This window comes from Bradyrhizobium sp. LTSP885 (assembly GCF_000938305.1).
Classification (GTDB): domain Bacteria; phylum Pseudomonadota; class Alphaproteobacteria; order Rhizobiales; family Xanthobacteraceae; genus Bradyrhizobium.
Genome location: NZ_JYMT01000038.1, coordinates 239,931 through 254,076 on the forward strand (window position 1 = coordinate 239,931; position 14,146 = coordinate 254,076).

14 protein-coding genes and 1 other RNA gene are annotated in these 14,146 nt (G+C 65.3%); 10 read left to right on the forward strand and 5 right to left on the reverse strand.

Annotated elements, in window-relative coordinates; genetic code table 11:
- The first annotated feature begins 63 nt into the window (after window positions 1-63).
- The 5 genes from hrpB (at window position 64) to UP09_RS24920 (ending at window position 5,557) form a co-directional block, all read left to right on the forward strand.
- Window positions 64-2,532 carry an ATP-dependent helicase HrpB gene (gene hrpB / locus UP09_RS24900; RefSeq protein ID WP_044540928.1) on the forward strand — a complete coding sequence of 823 codons (2,469 nt, stop codon included), beginning with the start codon at window positions 64-66 and terminating at the stop codon, window positions 2,530-2,532.
- Window positions 2,533-2,708: 176 nt separating this feature from the next.
- Window positions 2,709-3,221 (forward strand): TIGR02281 family clan AA aspartic protease, encoded by a 513-nt coding sequence (locus UP09_RS24905; protein WP_044540930.1) that lies wholly within the window; start codon window positions 2,709-2,711, stop codon window positions 3,219-3,221.
- Between the two features lie 61 nt (window positions 3,222-3,282).
- On the forward strand, window positions 3,283-3,642 hold the full coding sequence (locus tag UP09_RS24910) for a nucleotidyltransferase family protein (RefSeq protein ID WP_349643929.1): 360 nt from the start codon (window positions 3,283-3,285) through the stop codon (window positions 3,640-3,642).
- Entirely contained in the window at window positions 3,624-3,917 is a 294-nt protein-coding gene (locus UP09_RS24915) for a HepT-like ribonuclease domain-containing protein (RefSeq protein WP_245302208.1), read from the forward strand. Before UP09_RS24910 ends, UP09_RS24915 begins: the two co-directional genes overlap by 19 nt.
- Window positions 3,918-4,057: 140 nt before the next feature.
- Window positions 4,058-5,557 (forward strand): phosphomannomutase/phosphoglucomutase, encoded by a 1,500-nt coding sequence (locus tag UP09_RS24920; protein WP_044540932.1) that lies wholly within the window; start codon window positions 4,058-4,060, stop codon window positions 5,555-5,557.
- 156 nt (window positions 5,558-5,713) lie between these two features.
- On the opposite strand, the gene UP09_RS24925 is transcribed toward UP09_RS24920, so the two are convergent.
- From UP09_RS24925 to UP09_RS24940, 4 genes are all read right to left on the reverse strand, one after another.
- Window positions 5,714-6,214 (reverse strand): Lrp/AsnC family transcriptional regulator, encoded by a 501-nt coding sequence (locus UP09_RS24925; RefSeq protein ID WP_044540933.1) that lies wholly within the window; start codon window positions 6,212-6,214, stop codon window positions 5,714-5,716.
- 76 nt (window positions 6,215-6,290) lie between these two features.
- On the reverse strand, window positions 6,291-7,238 hold the full coding sequence (locus UP09_RS24930) for a sugar kinase (protein WP_044540934.1): 948 nt from the start codon (window positions 7,236-7,238) through the stop codon (window positions 6,291-6,293).
- A gap of 80 nt (window positions 7,239-7,318) precedes the next feature.
- On the reverse strand, window positions 7,319-8,269 hold the full coding sequence (gene nudC, locus UP09_RS24935; protein ID WP_044540935.1) for an NAD(+) diphosphatase: 951 nt from the start codon (window positions 8,267-8,269) through the stop codon (window positions 7,319-7,321).
- 24 nt (window positions 8,270-8,293) lie between these two features.
- A complete protein-coding gene (locus UP09_RS24940; RefSeq protein ID WP_044540936.1) occupies window positions 8,294-8,713 on the reverse strand; it encodes an HIT domain-containing protein in 420 nt (139 codons plus the stop codon).
- Between the two features lie 110 nt (window positions 8,714-8,823).
- Between UP09_RS24940 and ffs the strand changes: the two genes are divergently transcribed.
- The 5 genes from ffs (at window position 8,824) to UP09_RS24960 (ending at window position 12,535) form a co-directional block, all read left to right on the forward strand.
- Window positions 8,824-8,920: signal recognition particle sRNA small type (gene ffs / locus UP09_RS36630), an RNA gene on the forward strand.
- 111 nt (window positions 8,921-9,031) lie between these two features.
- Entirely contained in the window at window positions 9,032-10,867 is a 1,836-nt protein-coding gene (locus UP09_RS24945) for a DNA polymerase III subunit gamma/tau (RefSeq protein ID WP_044540937.1), read from the forward strand.
- A 45-nt stretch (window positions 10,868-10,912) separates the two neighbouring features.
- Window positions 10,913-11,233, forward strand: a complete 321-nt coding sequence (locus tag UP09_RS24950) for a YbaB/EbfC family nucleoid-associated protein (RefSeq protein WP_044540938.1) — start codon at window positions 10,913-10,915, stop codon at window positions 11,231-11,233.
- Window positions 11,234-11,839: a recombination mediator RecR gene (gene recR, locus UP09_RS24955; RefSeq protein ID WP_044540939.1), complete on the forward strand. Its 606-nt coding sequence runs from the start codon at window positions 11,234-11,236 to the stop codon at window positions 11,837-11,839. It begins immediately after the preceding gene.
- Window positions 11,840-12,091: 252 nt separating this feature from the next.
- Complete coding sequence (locus tag UP09_RS24960) at window positions 12,092-12,535, forward strand: hypothetical protein (protein WP_245302186.1); 444 nt, start codon at window positions 12,092-12,094, stop codon at window positions 12,533-12,535.
- Between the two features lie 194 nt (window positions 12,536-12,729).
- Here the strand turns inward: UP09_RS24960 and UP09_RS24965 are convergent, their stop codons facing one another.
- Window positions 12,730-14,100, reverse strand: coding sequence for an AmpG family muropeptide MFS transporter (locus tag UP09_RS24965; RefSeq protein WP_044540940.1), 1,371 nt, complete (start codon window positions 14,098-14,100; stop codon window positions 12,730-12,732).
- Window positions 14,101-14,146: the final 46 nt, after the last annotated feature.

Below are 14,146 nucleotides of genomic sequence, written 5' to 3' on the forward strand. Positions count from 1 at the left end.
CCTCACCCTGACCCTCTCCCCGCAAGCGGGGAGAGGGAAAATACAGGCCACACCGGATCAATATTGCCCCGCCAATTCGATAGCCCGCTGCCGATCGATGCCGTGCTCGATGAACTCGATCGCACGCTCGCCAAACATAACGCTGCGGTGCTGGTCGCGCCGCCGGGCGCTGGCAAGACCACGCGGGTGCCGCTGGCGCTGCTCGATGCGCCCTGGGCCAGGGGCAAGAAGATCATCGTGCTGGAGCCGCGCCGCATCGCCGCGCGCGCCAGCGCCGAGCGGATGGCGAAGACGCTTGGCGAGCGTGCCGGCGAGACCGTCGGCTATCGCGTCCGCTTCGGGTCCAAGATATCGCGCGCGACGCGGATCGAGGTCGTCACCGAGGGTATCTTCTCGCGGCAGATCCTCGATGATCCCGAACTCAACGGCGTGGCTGCGGTGCTGTTCGACGAATTCCACGAGCGTTCGCTCGACGCTGATTTGGGGCTGGCGCTGGCACGTGACGCGCAGACCGGATTGCGCGAGGATCTGCGCATCCTGGTGATGTCGGCAACGCTCGACGGCGCGCGGGTAGGCAAGCTGCTCGGTGATGCGCCGGTCGTGGCGAGCGAAGGCCGCGCCTTTCCGGTCGAGACCCGCTATCTCGGCCGCAAGATGGATGCGCCGCTGGAGCGGCAGATGGCGGATGTGATCGCGACCGCGCTGCGCGCCGATGCCGGCTCGGTGCTGGCGTTCCTGCCGGGTGCCGCCGAAATCCGCCGCACCCAGAATTTCCTCGCCGAGCGTGTGCAGGACGCCTCGGTCGAGATCGTGCCGTTGTTCGGCGCGCTCGATGCCAGCGTGCAGGATCGTGCGATCGCGCCGGCGCCGAAGGGGATTCGCAAAGTGGTGCTGGCGACATCGATCGCCGAGACCTCACTGACCATCGAGGGCGTCCGCATCGTGGTGGATTGCGGCCTGGCGCGGGTGCCGCGCTACGAGCCTGATATTGCGCTGACCCGGCTCGAGACCGTGCGGGCCTCGCGCGCGGCAGTCGACCAGCGGCGCGGCCGCGCCGGCCGCACCGAGCCCGGGGTGTGCTACCGGCTCTGGGACGAGCCGCAGACGGCGTCGCTCCCGGCCTACACGAGCCCTGAAATCCTCTCCGCCGATCTGTCGTCGCTGGTGCTCGACCTCGCGCAATGGGGCGTCAGCGATCCCGCGAGCCTTGCCTTCCTCGATCCGCCGCCGGCGCCGGCGCTGAAGGAGGCCAGGTCGCTGCTGAGTGAACTCGGCGCGCTCGATGGTGACGGCCGCATCACCGCGGAAGGCAAAAGCCTGCGCGCGCTGGCGCTGCCGCCGCGGCTGGCGCGGATGATCGTGGATTCGGCACGCTTCGGCGCAGCCGAGGATGCGGCCGAAATCGCGGCTATCCTCAGCGAGCGCGGGCTCGGCGGCGACAGCGCCGATCTGGATTACCGGCTTGATCAATTTCGTCGCGACCGCTCGCAGCGTGCGTCGAGCGCGCGCAGCATGGCGCAGCGCTGGGTCTCACAGGTCAACGCGCGCGGGGCTGAGCAGACGGATCTCTCCACCGGCGTGATGCTGGCTTTCGCCTTTCCGGACCGCGTCGCGAAGAACCGCGGCAATGGCAGCTTTGTGCTCGCCAATGGCCGCGGCGCAGCCGTCGAGCAGACTTCGGCGCTGGCGCGTGCGCCCTATATCGCGGTCGCCGAACTGACCGGTACGGCCGCGAACGGCCGTATTCTGCTGGCCGCGCCGATCACGCAGGACGAGATCGAGCAGCGTTTCGCCGACCAGATCGAGAATGCCGAAGAGGTGTCGTTCGACCGCGGCGCGATGGCGCTACGCGCCCGCCGCAAGCGCTCGCTGCACGCGATCACGCTCTCGGAGGCGCCGATGTCGCTATCGCCATCGGCCGAAACGGCACGTGTCTTCGCCAACGGCTTGATTGCCGTGGGCCTCGACCGGCTGCCGTGGTCGAAGCATTCCAAGCAATGGCGCGACCGCGCCATGTTCCTGCGTAAGGCCGAGGGCGAAAGCTGGCCCGATCTGTCCGACGCCGCGCTTGCGGCGCGGGCCGACGACTGGCTGGTGCCTGCCCTCTACGACAAGACCGCGCTGAAGGACCTCTCCGCCGGGGAGCTATCAGATGCGCTGACGTCGCTGTTGCCGTGGGAGCTGCGGGCGCGGCTCGATCGCGAGGCGCCGACGCATTTCGAGGCGCCGACCGGCACCCAGCTTGCGATCGACTACGAGGCCGAGCAGGGGCCGACCATCGCGGTGCGTTTGCAGGAGCTGTTCGGGCTCAACACCCATCCGGCAATTGCCAAGGGCGCGGTGCCGCTGGTGCTGGAACTGCTGTCGCCGGCGCAGCGGCCGGTGCAGGTGACGCGCGATTTGCCGGGTTTTTGGCGCGGCAGTTATGCTGCGGTGCGCTCCGACCTGCGCGGTCGTTATCCGCGCCACCCCTGGCCCGAGGATCCCGCCACCGCGACGCCGACCAGGCGGGTCAAACCACGCGGGACCTGACCGGTTGCGCTGGCAAGCGCCTGCAAATGGGCTGATGCTGTTCGGCCCTTCGGGCGGCCGGCATTAACTCTTCGCTCATCCTTTTCGTCAAAATGGCAGGCTCGTGCCCGCGGCATCGCTCGCCGCGGGGCGTGCGGCGTGGTCAAATTGCGTCTTCGGTCTCCGAGTGTGGCGTCATGCGTAACCTGATGATTTTCGCGGCCATCATGATCGGGCTGGGCACGTTCATGGCTCAGGTCGCCAGCAAAATGACGCCCGCCTCCGCGACCACGGCGCAGAAGCCTGTGGTCCCTGCCGTGACGGTGGCGCAGGCCAGCGCCCGTACCGTGAGCATTCCGCAAGACCCCCGCGGTCATTTCGCGACCGACGGCCGCATCGACGGCCAGCGCATCGAGTTCATGGTCGACACCGGCGCCTCGCTGGTTGCGCTGAACGAGACGGCCGCCGCGCGTTTCGGCGTGCGCCCGACGCCGGGCGATTACACCTCGCGCGTCACCACAGCCAACGGCACCGTCAAGGCCGCGCGCACCCACATCGCCATGATCGAACTCGGCGGCCTGATCGTGCGCGACGTCGACGCCCTGGTGCTGCCGGATGAAGCGCTCTCCGAAAACCTGCTCGGCCTGTCTTTCCTGTCGAAGCTGAAGCGTTTCGAATACGCCAACGGCAAACTGGTGCTGGAGCAGTAAGGCCCGATTCGCGCTGCGGCAGCCCCTCCCGGTTGCGGCCGCTACGTGTTATATTGAGTCCATGAACAGCTCCGATGCGATCGACACACTCCGGCGTTCCGAGCAGGCCCTGCGCGATCGTGGGGTCGCGCATGCTGCCCTGTTCGGCTCGGTCGCGCGGGGCGATAGCCGCTCGGACAGCGATATCGACATCATGATCGAAATCGATCCGGACGCGCACCTGACGGTTTTCGACTACGTCGGTCTCAAGGAGTACATCGCGGGCCTCTTCGATAGGCCCGTCGATGTGGTCAATCGTGACACCCTTGAAATCGCACGTTCGGCCCGCAGCAACGGCCGATGCCGTCTATGCCTTCTGATCGCGCTGACGGTGCGCTTCGCGATATCCTGCATCACATCGACTTGGCGACGAAGTTTGTAGAAGGCTTCGATCGTCAGACGTTCAAGGCTGACATTCGCTCCGTCTATGCGGTGACGCGCTGTCTGGAAATCATCTCGGAAGCATCGCGGCGTTCGCCGGCCGACCTCAAGGCGCGATATCCTGCAATTGCGTGGAAGCAGATGGCCGGCGCCGGGAATGTCTATCGGCATGACTGTGAGGATGTTGCCGCGCAGTTCGTATGGGACACGGTTGAGCGCGCCTTGCCGCCCTTGAGAACCGTCGTCGAACAGGAGATCGCGCGTCTGATCAGATAGATGCGGCCGCATCTCGCGTGGTCACCGCCAATTCTGCCGCAATTATCGGCCACCCAGCCACTAGTCTCGTCTTTCGCTCGGCCTGCGCATTCGCTAAGGCTGCAGCGATGCCCTTCCGCACCCGACCATAAGGCTGATCTATGTTTCCCAAGCCGAAATCCGCGCTGGTTCCGAATACCTATGCCTTCGAATCCGAACCGATGGTGAAGCCGACCGGGTTTCGCGAATATGACGCGCGCTGGCTGTTCAACAAGGAAATCAACCTGATGGGCGTGCAGGCGCTGGGCATGGGGCTCGGCGCGCTGATCGCAGAACTCGGCGTCAAGCAGGAGATCGTCACCGGCCATGATTTCCGCGGCTATTCGGCCTCGATCAAATATGCGCTGATCTCGGGCCTGATGGCGGCGGGCTGCAAGGTGCATGACATCGGGCTCGCCGTCACGCCGATGTCGTACTTCGCGCAATTCGATCTCGATGTGCCCTGCGTTGCGATGGTCACGGCGTCGCATAACGACAATGGCTGGACCGGCGTGAAGATGGGCGCCAACCGTCCGCTCACCTTCGGTCCCGACGAGATGACGCGGCTGAAGCAGATCGTGCTCAACGCCGAGTTCAACAACAAGGCCGGCGGCTCCTACCAATTCCACGAGAATTATCCGGCGCGCTACATCGCCGACCTCACCAACCGGCCGAAGCTGAAGCGCAAGCTGAAGGTCGTGGTCGCCTGCGGTAACGGCACCGCGGGCGCCTTCGCGCCGCAGGTGATGGAGGCGATCGGCTGCGAGGTGATCCCGCTCGACACCAACCTCGATTACACCTTCCCGAAATACAATCCGAATCCCGAAGACATGGAAATGCTGCACGCGATCCGCGATGCGGTGCTGGAACACAAGGCCGATGTCGGCCTCGGCTTCGACGGCGACGGCGACCGCTGCGGCGTGGTCGACAACACCGGCGAGGAGATCTTCGCCGACAAGGTCGGCGTGATGCTGGCGCGCGACATGTCGGCGATCCACAAGGACGCGCAGTTCGTCGTCGACGTGAAGTCGACGGGGCTGTTCGTGACGGACCCGGTGCTGCAGAAGCAGGGCGCCAAGACCGTCTACTGGAAGACCGGCCATTCCTACATGAAGCGCCGCACCAACGAACTCGGCGCGCTCGCTGGCTTCGAGAAATCCGGCCACTTCTTCTTCAACAAGCCGTTCGGCCGCGGCTATGACGACGGGCTGGTCTCGGCGATCGCGATCTGCGAGATGCTCGACCGCGCGTCGGGCAAGTCGATGGCCGATTTGAAGAACGCGTTGCCGAAGACCTGGTCGTCGCCGACGATGTCGCCGCATTGCGCCGACGAGACGAAATATGGCGTCGTCGATTCCGTGGTGAAGCATTTCGAGACGCTGCAGCAGCAGGGCGGCAAGGTCGCGGGCCAACCGATCCGCGATCTCGTCACCGTCAACGGCGTGCGGGTCACGGCCGAGGACGGCAGCTGGGGCCTGGTGCGCGCGTCGTCGAACAAGCCCGAACTGGTGGTGGTGGTCGAAAGCCCGGTCAGCGAGCAGCGCATGCACGACATGTTCGAGGCGATGGATTCGGTGCTGCGCACCCATCCCGAGGTCGGCGAGTACAATCAGAAGATCTGAGCGGCGTCGCCACGCCGGTTGCTGTCATACCCCGCGTATGCGGGGTATCCAGTACGCCGCGGCCTCTCGATCGATAACGACTGTCTCTGGAATACTGGGTCGCCCGGTCGAGCCGGGCGATGACAGCTGAGTGGATTGGCGGTTGCGCCGTCCTTATTACGCCGCCGGTACCGGCAGCGCGGTGACCGACTTGATCTTCTCCATCGCGAAGCGCGAGGTGACGTTCTTCAGCGGCACCGCCGAGATCAGCTTCTTGTAGAAGATGTCATAGCTTGCCATGTCGGCGCAGACGACGCGCAGCATGTAGTCGACATCGCCGGCCATCCGGTAGAACTCCATCACCTCGGGCATGGCGCTGACGGCGTCGGCGAATTTGCGCAGCCAGGCTTCGGAATGGTCGGCGCTCTCGACCGAGACGAACACGGAAATCCCGAGCCCGATCTTGTTCTGGTCGACCAGCGCCACCCGGCGCAGGATCACACCGTCGGCTTCCAGCCGCTGGATCCGCTTCCAGCACGGCGTCGACGACAGCCCGACCCGGTCGCCGATCTCGGCGACGGACAGCGAGGCGTCCTCCTGCAGCACGGTCAGGATCTTGCGATCGATGGCGTCGAGGCGGCGGTTATTGTCGTGAAGCTGGATGGCGACGTCGGACATAGAAGAAAGTTCCATATGAGAGGTTGATATCTCTCATATATAGAAAAATCTTCTCGCGCAAGCGGTTCCTGATCGCCTAGGCCGGCCGCACGTCCGCGTGCTGGCCCAAAAACGCTTCAACTTCAGTACGTTGCGGCGCAGCATAGGCGCCCCCGAAGCGGGTGCATTTCAGCGCTGCGGCGGCCGAGGCGAATCGCAGCGCCTGCCGCAGCTCCTGTCCCTCGGTGACAGCAAGCGCGAATGCCCCGTGGAAGACGTCGCCGGCCCCGAGTGTGTCGACGGTATGGACCGGGAAGGCGGGGGTCTCCTCGAACCCGCCCTGCTCGTTGAGCCAGATCGTGCCCTTGGGCCCGCGCGTGCCCGCCAGGAAGGACGGGGTGAGCTTGGCGAGCTTGTGCAGCGCCTGGCCGTCGTCGGTGACGTCGGCGGTCTCCTGCAGCGGCTCGCTGGAGAACACCAGGTGCGAGGAGGCGGTGAGCAGCCCTTCCCGCATCGACATCGCGCGGTCGACGTCGACGACCACGGGAATGCCGCGCTTGACGGCCTCGGCGCACAGCTCAGTACAGAACGGCGCGCAGCGGCTCTCGGTCAGGATCGCCGCGCAGTCCTCCAGCAGCAGCTCGGTCGGCGGCAGCTTGACCTTCCAGAGCTCCGGATCGCGGAAGGTGACGATGGTGCGCTCACCGGTGTCGTCGATCATGATGGCCGAGATCGGCGTGACCAGGTCCGGCATGTGGATGAGATGGTGGGTCTCGATGCCCTCTTCCGCCATCTTGTCGAAGATGAAGCGGCTCGAGGTTTCCCGGGAATCGCCCATTGGCCCACAGATCGAGGCGCGGCCGCCCAGTCGGGCGATGCCGATCGCCGCGTTCAGCGCGTTGCCGCCGCAGATCTCGTCGAAATGGGTCGCGTTCTCCTTGGAGCCGCGCGCCGGGACGTTGACGCGGAAGGTCAAGTCGCGCACCGGCAGCCCGATGCAGAGGATGCGGGGCGGGATCTTCGGGGCGCCGGTCTGAAAATTCATTCGCGAGTCCGTCATGACGGTTCCGCCGACATGCGGAACGGATAGCCCGGGTTAATCGACAGCGCCATGTCCGGTTCCCATTATTTGCCCGAGGCGTCTCCGCCATGCACCCATTGCCCAAGCAAATGATGGGCGATCGCAAACGGATGCGGGCCGGCGAGGCCGTCCGGATGCTGCCGCTTGAGCATCAATGTCGCCTCCGCGCGGTCGAACCAGCGGGCGTCCTCCAGTTCGGTGCGGTCGACCACGATGTCCTCATTGGTCGCGCGCGCGGTGCAGCCGATCATCAGCGAAGACGGATAGGGCCAAGGCTGCGTCATGTAGTACTTGACGTCGGTGCAGCGGATTCCCGATTCCTCGAGAATCTCGCGGCGTACCGCGTCCTCGATGGTCTCGGCGGCTTCGACGAAGCCGGCAAGACAAGAGTACATGCCGGGCAGGAACTGCTTCTGGCGGCCCATCAGCACCTTGTCGCCATGGGTGACCAGCATGATCACGACCGGATCGGTGCGCGGAAAATGCTCGGCCTTGCAGCTCGGGCATTCGCGCTTCCAGCCGCCGTCCTTCATCGCGGTACGCGTGCCGCAATTGGCGCAGAAGCCGTGACGCTGATGCCAGCTCACCATCGACTTCGCCATCGCGATCGCCGAAAGCTGCTCGGGCGGCACCGCGCCCTGCATCGCCATGCCGCGCAGTTCGTTGACGGCGACGTCGCTGCGGCCGACCAGCTTTTCCGCCGCCTGCGGGGCGATGCCCATGCCGAACACCGGCGCGCTATCGCGCAGACCTAAGAAGATCGTGCCGGGATTGGCGCCGAAGCCACGGGCCTCGTCGAGCGAAAGCAGCGCGCGGGCGCCGCCATCCTCCTGCTTCACCACCAGCGAGTCGCGGTAGACCACATAGGCGCGGGCCTCGCGGTGGCCTTCGAGCGCGAACAGTTTCTCGTCATTGCTGCGCAGATGCGCCGCACGATCCAGCACATGTGTCACGAAGGCCGGTTGCCCGAGCGGAAAGGAATCGAATGCGGACATGAATTTCAACCCAACCAGAGAATTTCAACCCAACCAGATCTTGCGGCGAAGCGCGCTGATGAAATTTTGCACTTCCTCGGCGTCATGCGCCAGCGGCGGCATCACGCCCCAGACGGGACGCGGCCATGCAGCATCGCTGGTTCGGCGGGCTATGACGTGGACGTGAAGCTGCGGGACCAGATTGCCGAGGGCTGCGATATTCAGCTTGTCGCATTTGGTGATCTCTTTGAGGGCTCGCGCAACGCGGGACACCTCCGTCATCAGCTGCGCCTGCTCGACCTCGTCGAGGTCGATAATCTCGACCGCGTTGTCGCGCCGTGGCACCAGCAGGAGCCACGGATAATGCGCGTCCTTGATGACCAGCACCTTGCTCAGCGGCAAATCGCCGATGTCGATGGTGTCTTTCTTGAGCTGCGAATGCAGCGTCCAATTGGAGGCGGGCATGACGGGCAAGTAATGCCTTTCCGTGTTCCCTTACAAGTCCCACAAACCCAACCCGCTAACCTGAGTCAGGCCGCTTGCTTTCCGGCTCTTTTGGCCCCAAATAGGGATCGGGAGATTGGCGGTGGACGAGCCACTCGCCAACCGGGTCAGGTCCGGAAGGAAGCAGCCCTAACGAGGTCCGGATCGGGTCGTTCGTCAGTCTCCTACCTGTTTTTCCGAGCGAATCGCGCTGGAATGGCGGTGTCCGCGCCCGGCGTTTGATTTCGGCTCTTATCCGCAAGCCGGCTGCCAAGAGACCATCCAAGTGCGGATCGACGCATGAACGACGCTGGCGACCCCTCCCATCAGCCCGACGGCGCAGGCCAGAGCGGTTTCGACCTCGGCGGGGCACCTGATGCCACCAAGCCCTACCGCGTCCTCGCCCGCAAATACCGCCCCTCCAGCTTCGAGCACCTGATCGGCCAGGAGGCCATGGTGCGCACGGTCTCGAACGCGTTCGAGACCGGCCGTATTCCGCAGGCCTGGATCCTGACCGGCGTCCGCGGGGTCGGCAAGACCACCACCGCGCGCATCCTCGCCCGGGCGCTCAACTACGAGAAGCCGGACGGCTCGGTGAAGGGGCCGACCATCCATATGCCCGACCTCGGCGTGCACTGCCAGGCGATCATGGAAAGCCGGCACATGGACGTGCTGGAGATGGACGCCGCCTCCCACACCGGTGTCGACGACGTCCGCCAGATCAACGACAGCGTCCGCTACGCGCCGTCCAGCGCGCGCTACAAGGTCTACATCATCGACGAAGTCCACATGCTGTCGACGGCGGCCTTCAACGCCTTCCTGAAGACGCTGGAGGAGCCGCCGGAGCACGCCAAGTTCGTCTTCGCCACCACCGAAATCCGTAAAGTGCCCGTCACGGTGCTGTCGCGCTGCCAGCGTTTTGACCTGCGCCGCGTGGAAGCCGACGTGCTGATGAAGCATCTCGGCAACATCGCGACCAACGAAGGCGTCAAGGTCGAACCCGAGGCGCTCGGCATCATCGCGCGCGCCGCCGAAGGATCAGTGCGTGATTCGCTGTCGCTGTTCGACCAGGCGATCGCCCATGCTGCCGGCGATGTGAAGGCCGATGCGGTCAGGCAGATGCTCGGTCTGGCCGATCGAACTCGTGTGATCGATCTTTTCGATTCGCTGGCGCGCGGCGATCTCGCCAGCGCCTTCGCCGAATTCCGGGCGCAGTACGATGTCGGCGCCGATCCGATCGTGGTGCTGTCCGATTTGGCCGAGTTCGTCAATTTCGTCACCCGCGTGAAGGTCGTGCCGGCGACGGCTGACAACGTCGCGTTCGGCGAGACCGAGCGGGTGCGCGCCCGCGAATTCGCGGCGAAATTGTCGATGCGGGTGCTGTCGCGGATGTGGCAGATGCTGCTCAAGGGCATCACCGAGGTGCAGACCGCGACGCGCCCGGCGGCCGCCGCCGAAATGGTGCTGGTGCGGATCGCCTATGTCGCCGACCTGCCGACGCCGGACGAAGCGATCCGGATGATCGAGCAGAATGGCGGTGGTGCCGCGCCCGCGACCTCGGGCGCTTCAGCACCGTCCCGCGGCGCGCCGACCTCGGCGATATCTGCGATGCCGTCCGCGCCGTTGCGCGCACCGCAGGGGGCGCCGCGCGCCGATCTCGCGCCGCGACCGCAAATGGTGGCGCCGGCCGCCGATTCGGCGCCGGCGCTGCGGATCACGAGCTTTCCGCAACTGATCGCGCTCGCCGGCGAGAAGCGCGACGTGCTGACCAAGAGCGCGCTGGAGGCCGATGTGCGGCTGGTCCGCATCGAGGACGGCCAGCTCGAGATCGCGCTCGAGCCGAAGGCCGCGCGCAGCATCGTCACGGATTTGTCGCGCAAGCTCGAACTATGGACCGGGCGGCGCTGGACCGTGATCATCTCCAACGCCGCCGGCCAGCCGACGGTGCGCTCGCAGAACGAACTGGCGCGCAGCGAGCACCAGCGCACGGCCGAAGCCGATCCTCGCGTGCAGGAGGTGCTGGCGCGTTTTCCCGGCACGCGGGTGGTCGAAGTGCGCCGGCTTGCGGCCGAGCCGCCGGACTCCGATCTGACCGGCGAAGACTCCGTTGAACCTTCCGACAGCGACGACGATTGATCCGCTCACATAGACGCACGCAAGAACGCACCCAAGGACGAACCTATGGCTGATTTCCTCGGCATGATGAAACAAGCAGCGCAACTGCAATCCAAGATGCAGGCGATGCAGGAAGAGCTCGGCAATGTCGAAGTCGAGGGCAGTTCCGGCGGCGGGCTCGTCGCGGTGCGGATGACCGCGAAGATGGAAGTGAAGGGCGTCAAGATCGATCCGTCGCTGATGAAGCCGGAGGAGCGCGAGGTGCTCGAGGATCTGCTCGTCACTGCGCTTGGCGATGCCCGCCGCAAGGCCGAGGCCGCGATGCAGGAGAAGATGTCGGCGCTGACCGGCGGCCTCGGCCTGCCGCCGGGACTCGGTCTCACCTAAATGGCTGCAAGCGTTGCCGGCCCCGAGATTGAACGCCTGATCCAGCTGCTGGCGCGGTTGCCGGGGCTCGGTCCGCGCTCGGCGCGGCGTGCGGCGCTGCATCTGATCAAGAAGCGCGAAGCGCTGATGACGCCGCTGACGTCGGCGCTGCAGGTGGCGATCGACAAGATCCAGGTCTGCAAGACCTGCGGCAACATCGATACGCAGAATCCCTGCACGGTGTGCATCGATCCGCGCCGCGATCCCTCGATCATCGTCGTGGTCGCCGATGTCGCCGATCTCTGGGCGCTGGAACGCGCCAACGCGACCAATGGCCGCTATCACGTGCTGGGCGCGACGCTGTCGCCGCTCGACGGCATCGGTCCGCAGGATCTGACCATTGATGCGCTGGTGGCGCGCGCACATGCGCCCGAGGTCAACGAGATCATCCTGGCGCTCAACGCCACCGTCGATGGCCAGACCACGGCGCATTACATCACCGACTTGCTGTCGGAAGCCAACGTCCGGGTGACGCGGCTGGCGCATGGCGTCCCCGTCGGCGGTGAGCTTGATTACCTCGACGAAGGTACGCTATCCGCTGCCATGCGACAGCGCACGCTGTTCTAGAGCGTTTTCAAGCGAAGTGGATACCGGTTCGCGCTGGGAAAACGCGTCAAAACAAGAATCTAGAGCCCCGTTCCGATTCAATCGGAACGGAAAAGGCTCTAGAAGCACATTCGAAAGACCGGAGGGCCGCGGAACCATTGGATGACCGCGGCACTCTGAAAAGGCCTTGCTTAAACAATGTGATAGGGTGGAATCGCGATTCGGGGACGGGTCAATCGCGCGCTAACGATATCAGATACGGAATCACTCGACATGACGACACACCGATTCGGCGTACGCCAGAACTTTGCGATTCTGGGCTTTGCGATTCTGGCGTTGGCGTTGGCCGCGCCTGGCGTACGCGCGCAGCAGGACGTAGCGCCGCAGAAGGCCGGCAAGCTGATCAAGATCGGTGACGTGCTGTCGGGGGAACTCAACACCATGCGCGTGCGTGATCCCAAAAAGGCGGGCAAGCGCGTCCCGACCTATCAGATCACCAGCGAGCCGCGCCGCCTGCCGCCGCCGAACGGCCTCTGCAACCTCGAGACCGGTCCGGAAACCTTCCAGCTCGTCCCGACCAGCGAGAGCCAGGCCACGCAGCTCAGGAGCCTTGCCGGCAAGGAGATCGCGGTGAAGGTCGACGAGGTCGCCTGCGCACAGGACGCCGGCCAGATGAGCGAAGCCGTCGTCACCAAGTGGACCGTGGTAACGAAGTAAGTGCCTACATCGCGGTGTCATCGCCCGGCCTGTGCGCAATTGCGCACATGGACCGGGCGACCCAGTACGCCGCGGCCTTTCGATTGAACTCAGCCTGTAGCCCGGATGGAGCGCAGCGAAATCCGGGGCCGCTCCCACCGCGGATGGTGCTGTCCCGGATTGCGCTGCGCTCCATCCGGGCTACGGGAGCCTGGCTAAACCCTCACCGGTCCCAACTCATCAAAATGTCCGCGGCGTTGCAGCCAGACGAGCAGGATCAGGCTCGGGATCGCGACCAGCACGCAGATCACGAAGAAGGCCGGCCAGCCCACGGCTTTCGCCACATAGCCCGCGCCCGATGACAGATAGGTGCGGCCGACCGCCGCCAGCGCGGTCAGCAGCGCATATTGAGTCGCGGTGTGCAGCGGATTGCGGCATAGCGCCGAGAGGTAGGCGACGAAGATCACGGTGCCAATCGCACTGGTGAAGTTTTCCGCCGTGATCGCGAGCGCCAGTGCCCATTGGTTGACGCCGACATGCGCGAGCCAGGAGAACGACAGATTGGCGAGCGCCTGCAGCACGCCGCCGATCCACAGGCTGGATGCGAGCGAATAGCGCCGCGCCACGAAGCCGCCGGCAAAGCCGCCGATCAGGGTCGCGGCAAGCCCAACGCCCTTCACGATCGCGGCGTAGTCGACCTTGGAAAAGCCGATATCGATCACGAACGGCGCGGTCATGGTGCCGGAAAACGCGTCGGTGAATTTGAACAGCACCACGAAGGCCAGTGCGGCGAACGCGTTCTTGCGGGTCAGAAATTCCGAGAACGCGCCGGCCGCCGCCAGCAGCACGCGTTCGGCCGCGGTCTGCGCATGCGTGGCCGCCTCGGCGCTTTTGGATTGCGCAGGCTCGGTCGCGGCGAGCGCGGTGACCGTGCCGATCAGGATCAGTGCGGCCATCACCACATAGCCCCACATCCAGGCCGACGAGCGTGCCAGGCCCGTCGACTCGAAGCCGGCGACAATGAACAGCGTGCCGGCGGTCGAGACCAGCATCCCGATGCGGTAGGCCGCGACGTAGGACGCCATGCCTGCGGCCTGCTCGCTTTCGGGCAGGCTCTCGACACGGAAGGCGTCGACCACGATGTCCTGCGTCGACGAGGCGGTCGCAACCAGCAGCGCGGCGAAGGCCGCGAACCACGGCGATTCTGCGGGGTTGGACACGGCAAGTACGAGGATCGCTGCGATCAGCAGCAGCTGCGAGAATACCAGCCAGCCGCGGCGGCGCCCAAACCGCTGCGTGAACAGCGGCACATGCATGGCATCGACCAGCGGCGCCCACAGGAATTTCAGCGTATAGGGCGTGCCGATCAGCGCCAGCAGTCCGATGGTGCCGAGGTCGACACCGGCCTCCTTCATCCACACCTGCAGCGTCGAGCCCGACAGCGCCAGCGGCAGGCCCGAGGAGAAGCCGAGCAGCAGCACGATCAGCACGCGCGGCTGAAGGTATACCGCGAAGCTGTCGCGCCAGGAGGTGGGCGGTGGGGCGGGCTTGGCGGACGCGTCTGAGGTGGCTTCAGGTGCGGTCATGGAGAAGTTGGTAACAGATTCGAGCCAAAAAGACGGTGTCATCGCC

Coding starts and splice junctions, on each gene's coding strand:
- UP09_RS24905 (WP_044540930.1), top strand. CDS start 2,709: ATGCGTAACCTGATGATTTTCGCGGCCATCATGATCGGGCTGGGCACG.
- UP09_RS24910 (WP_349643929.1), top strand. CDS start 3,283: ATGAACAGCTCCGATGCGATCGACACACTCCGGCGTTCCGAGCAGGCC.
- UP09_RS24920 (WP_044540932.1), top strand. CDS start 4,058: ATGTTTCCCAAGCCGAAATCCGCGCTGGTTCCGAATACCTATGCCTTC.
- UP09_RS24925 (WP_044540933.1), bottom strand. CDS start 6,214: ATGTCCGACGTCGCCATCCAGCTTCACGACAATAACCGCCGCCTCGAC.
- UP09_RS24930 (WP_044540934.1), bottom strand. CDS start 7,238: ATGAATTTTCAGACCGGCGCCCCGAAGATCCCGCCCCGCATCCTCTGC.
- nudC (WP_044540935.1), bottom strand. CDS start 8,269: ATGTCCGCATTCGATTCCTTTCCGCTCGGGCAACCGGCCTTCGTGACA.
- UP09_RS24940 (WP_044540936.1), bottom strand. CDS start 8,713: ATGCCCGCCTCCAATTGGACGCTGCATTCGCAGCTCAAGAAAGACACC.
- UP09_RS24945 (WP_044540937.1), top strand. CDS start 9,032: ATGAACGACGCTGGCGACCCCTCCCATCAGCCCGACGGCGCAGGCCAG.
- UP09_RS24950 (WP_044540938.1), top strand. CDS start 10,913: ATGGCTGATTTCCTCGGCATGATGAAACAAGCAGCGCAACTGCAATCC.
- recR (WP_044540939.1), top strand. CDS start 11,234: ATGGCTGCAAGCGTTGCCGGCCCCGAGATTGAACGCCTGATCCAGCTG.
- UP09_RS24960 (WP_245302186.1), top strand. CDS start 12,092: ATGACGACACACCGATTCGGCGTACGCCAGAACTTTGCGATTCTGGGC.
- UP09_RS24965 (WP_044540940.1), bottom strand. CDS start 14,100: ATGACCGCACCTGAAGCCACCTCAGACGCGTCCGCCAAGCCCGCCCCA.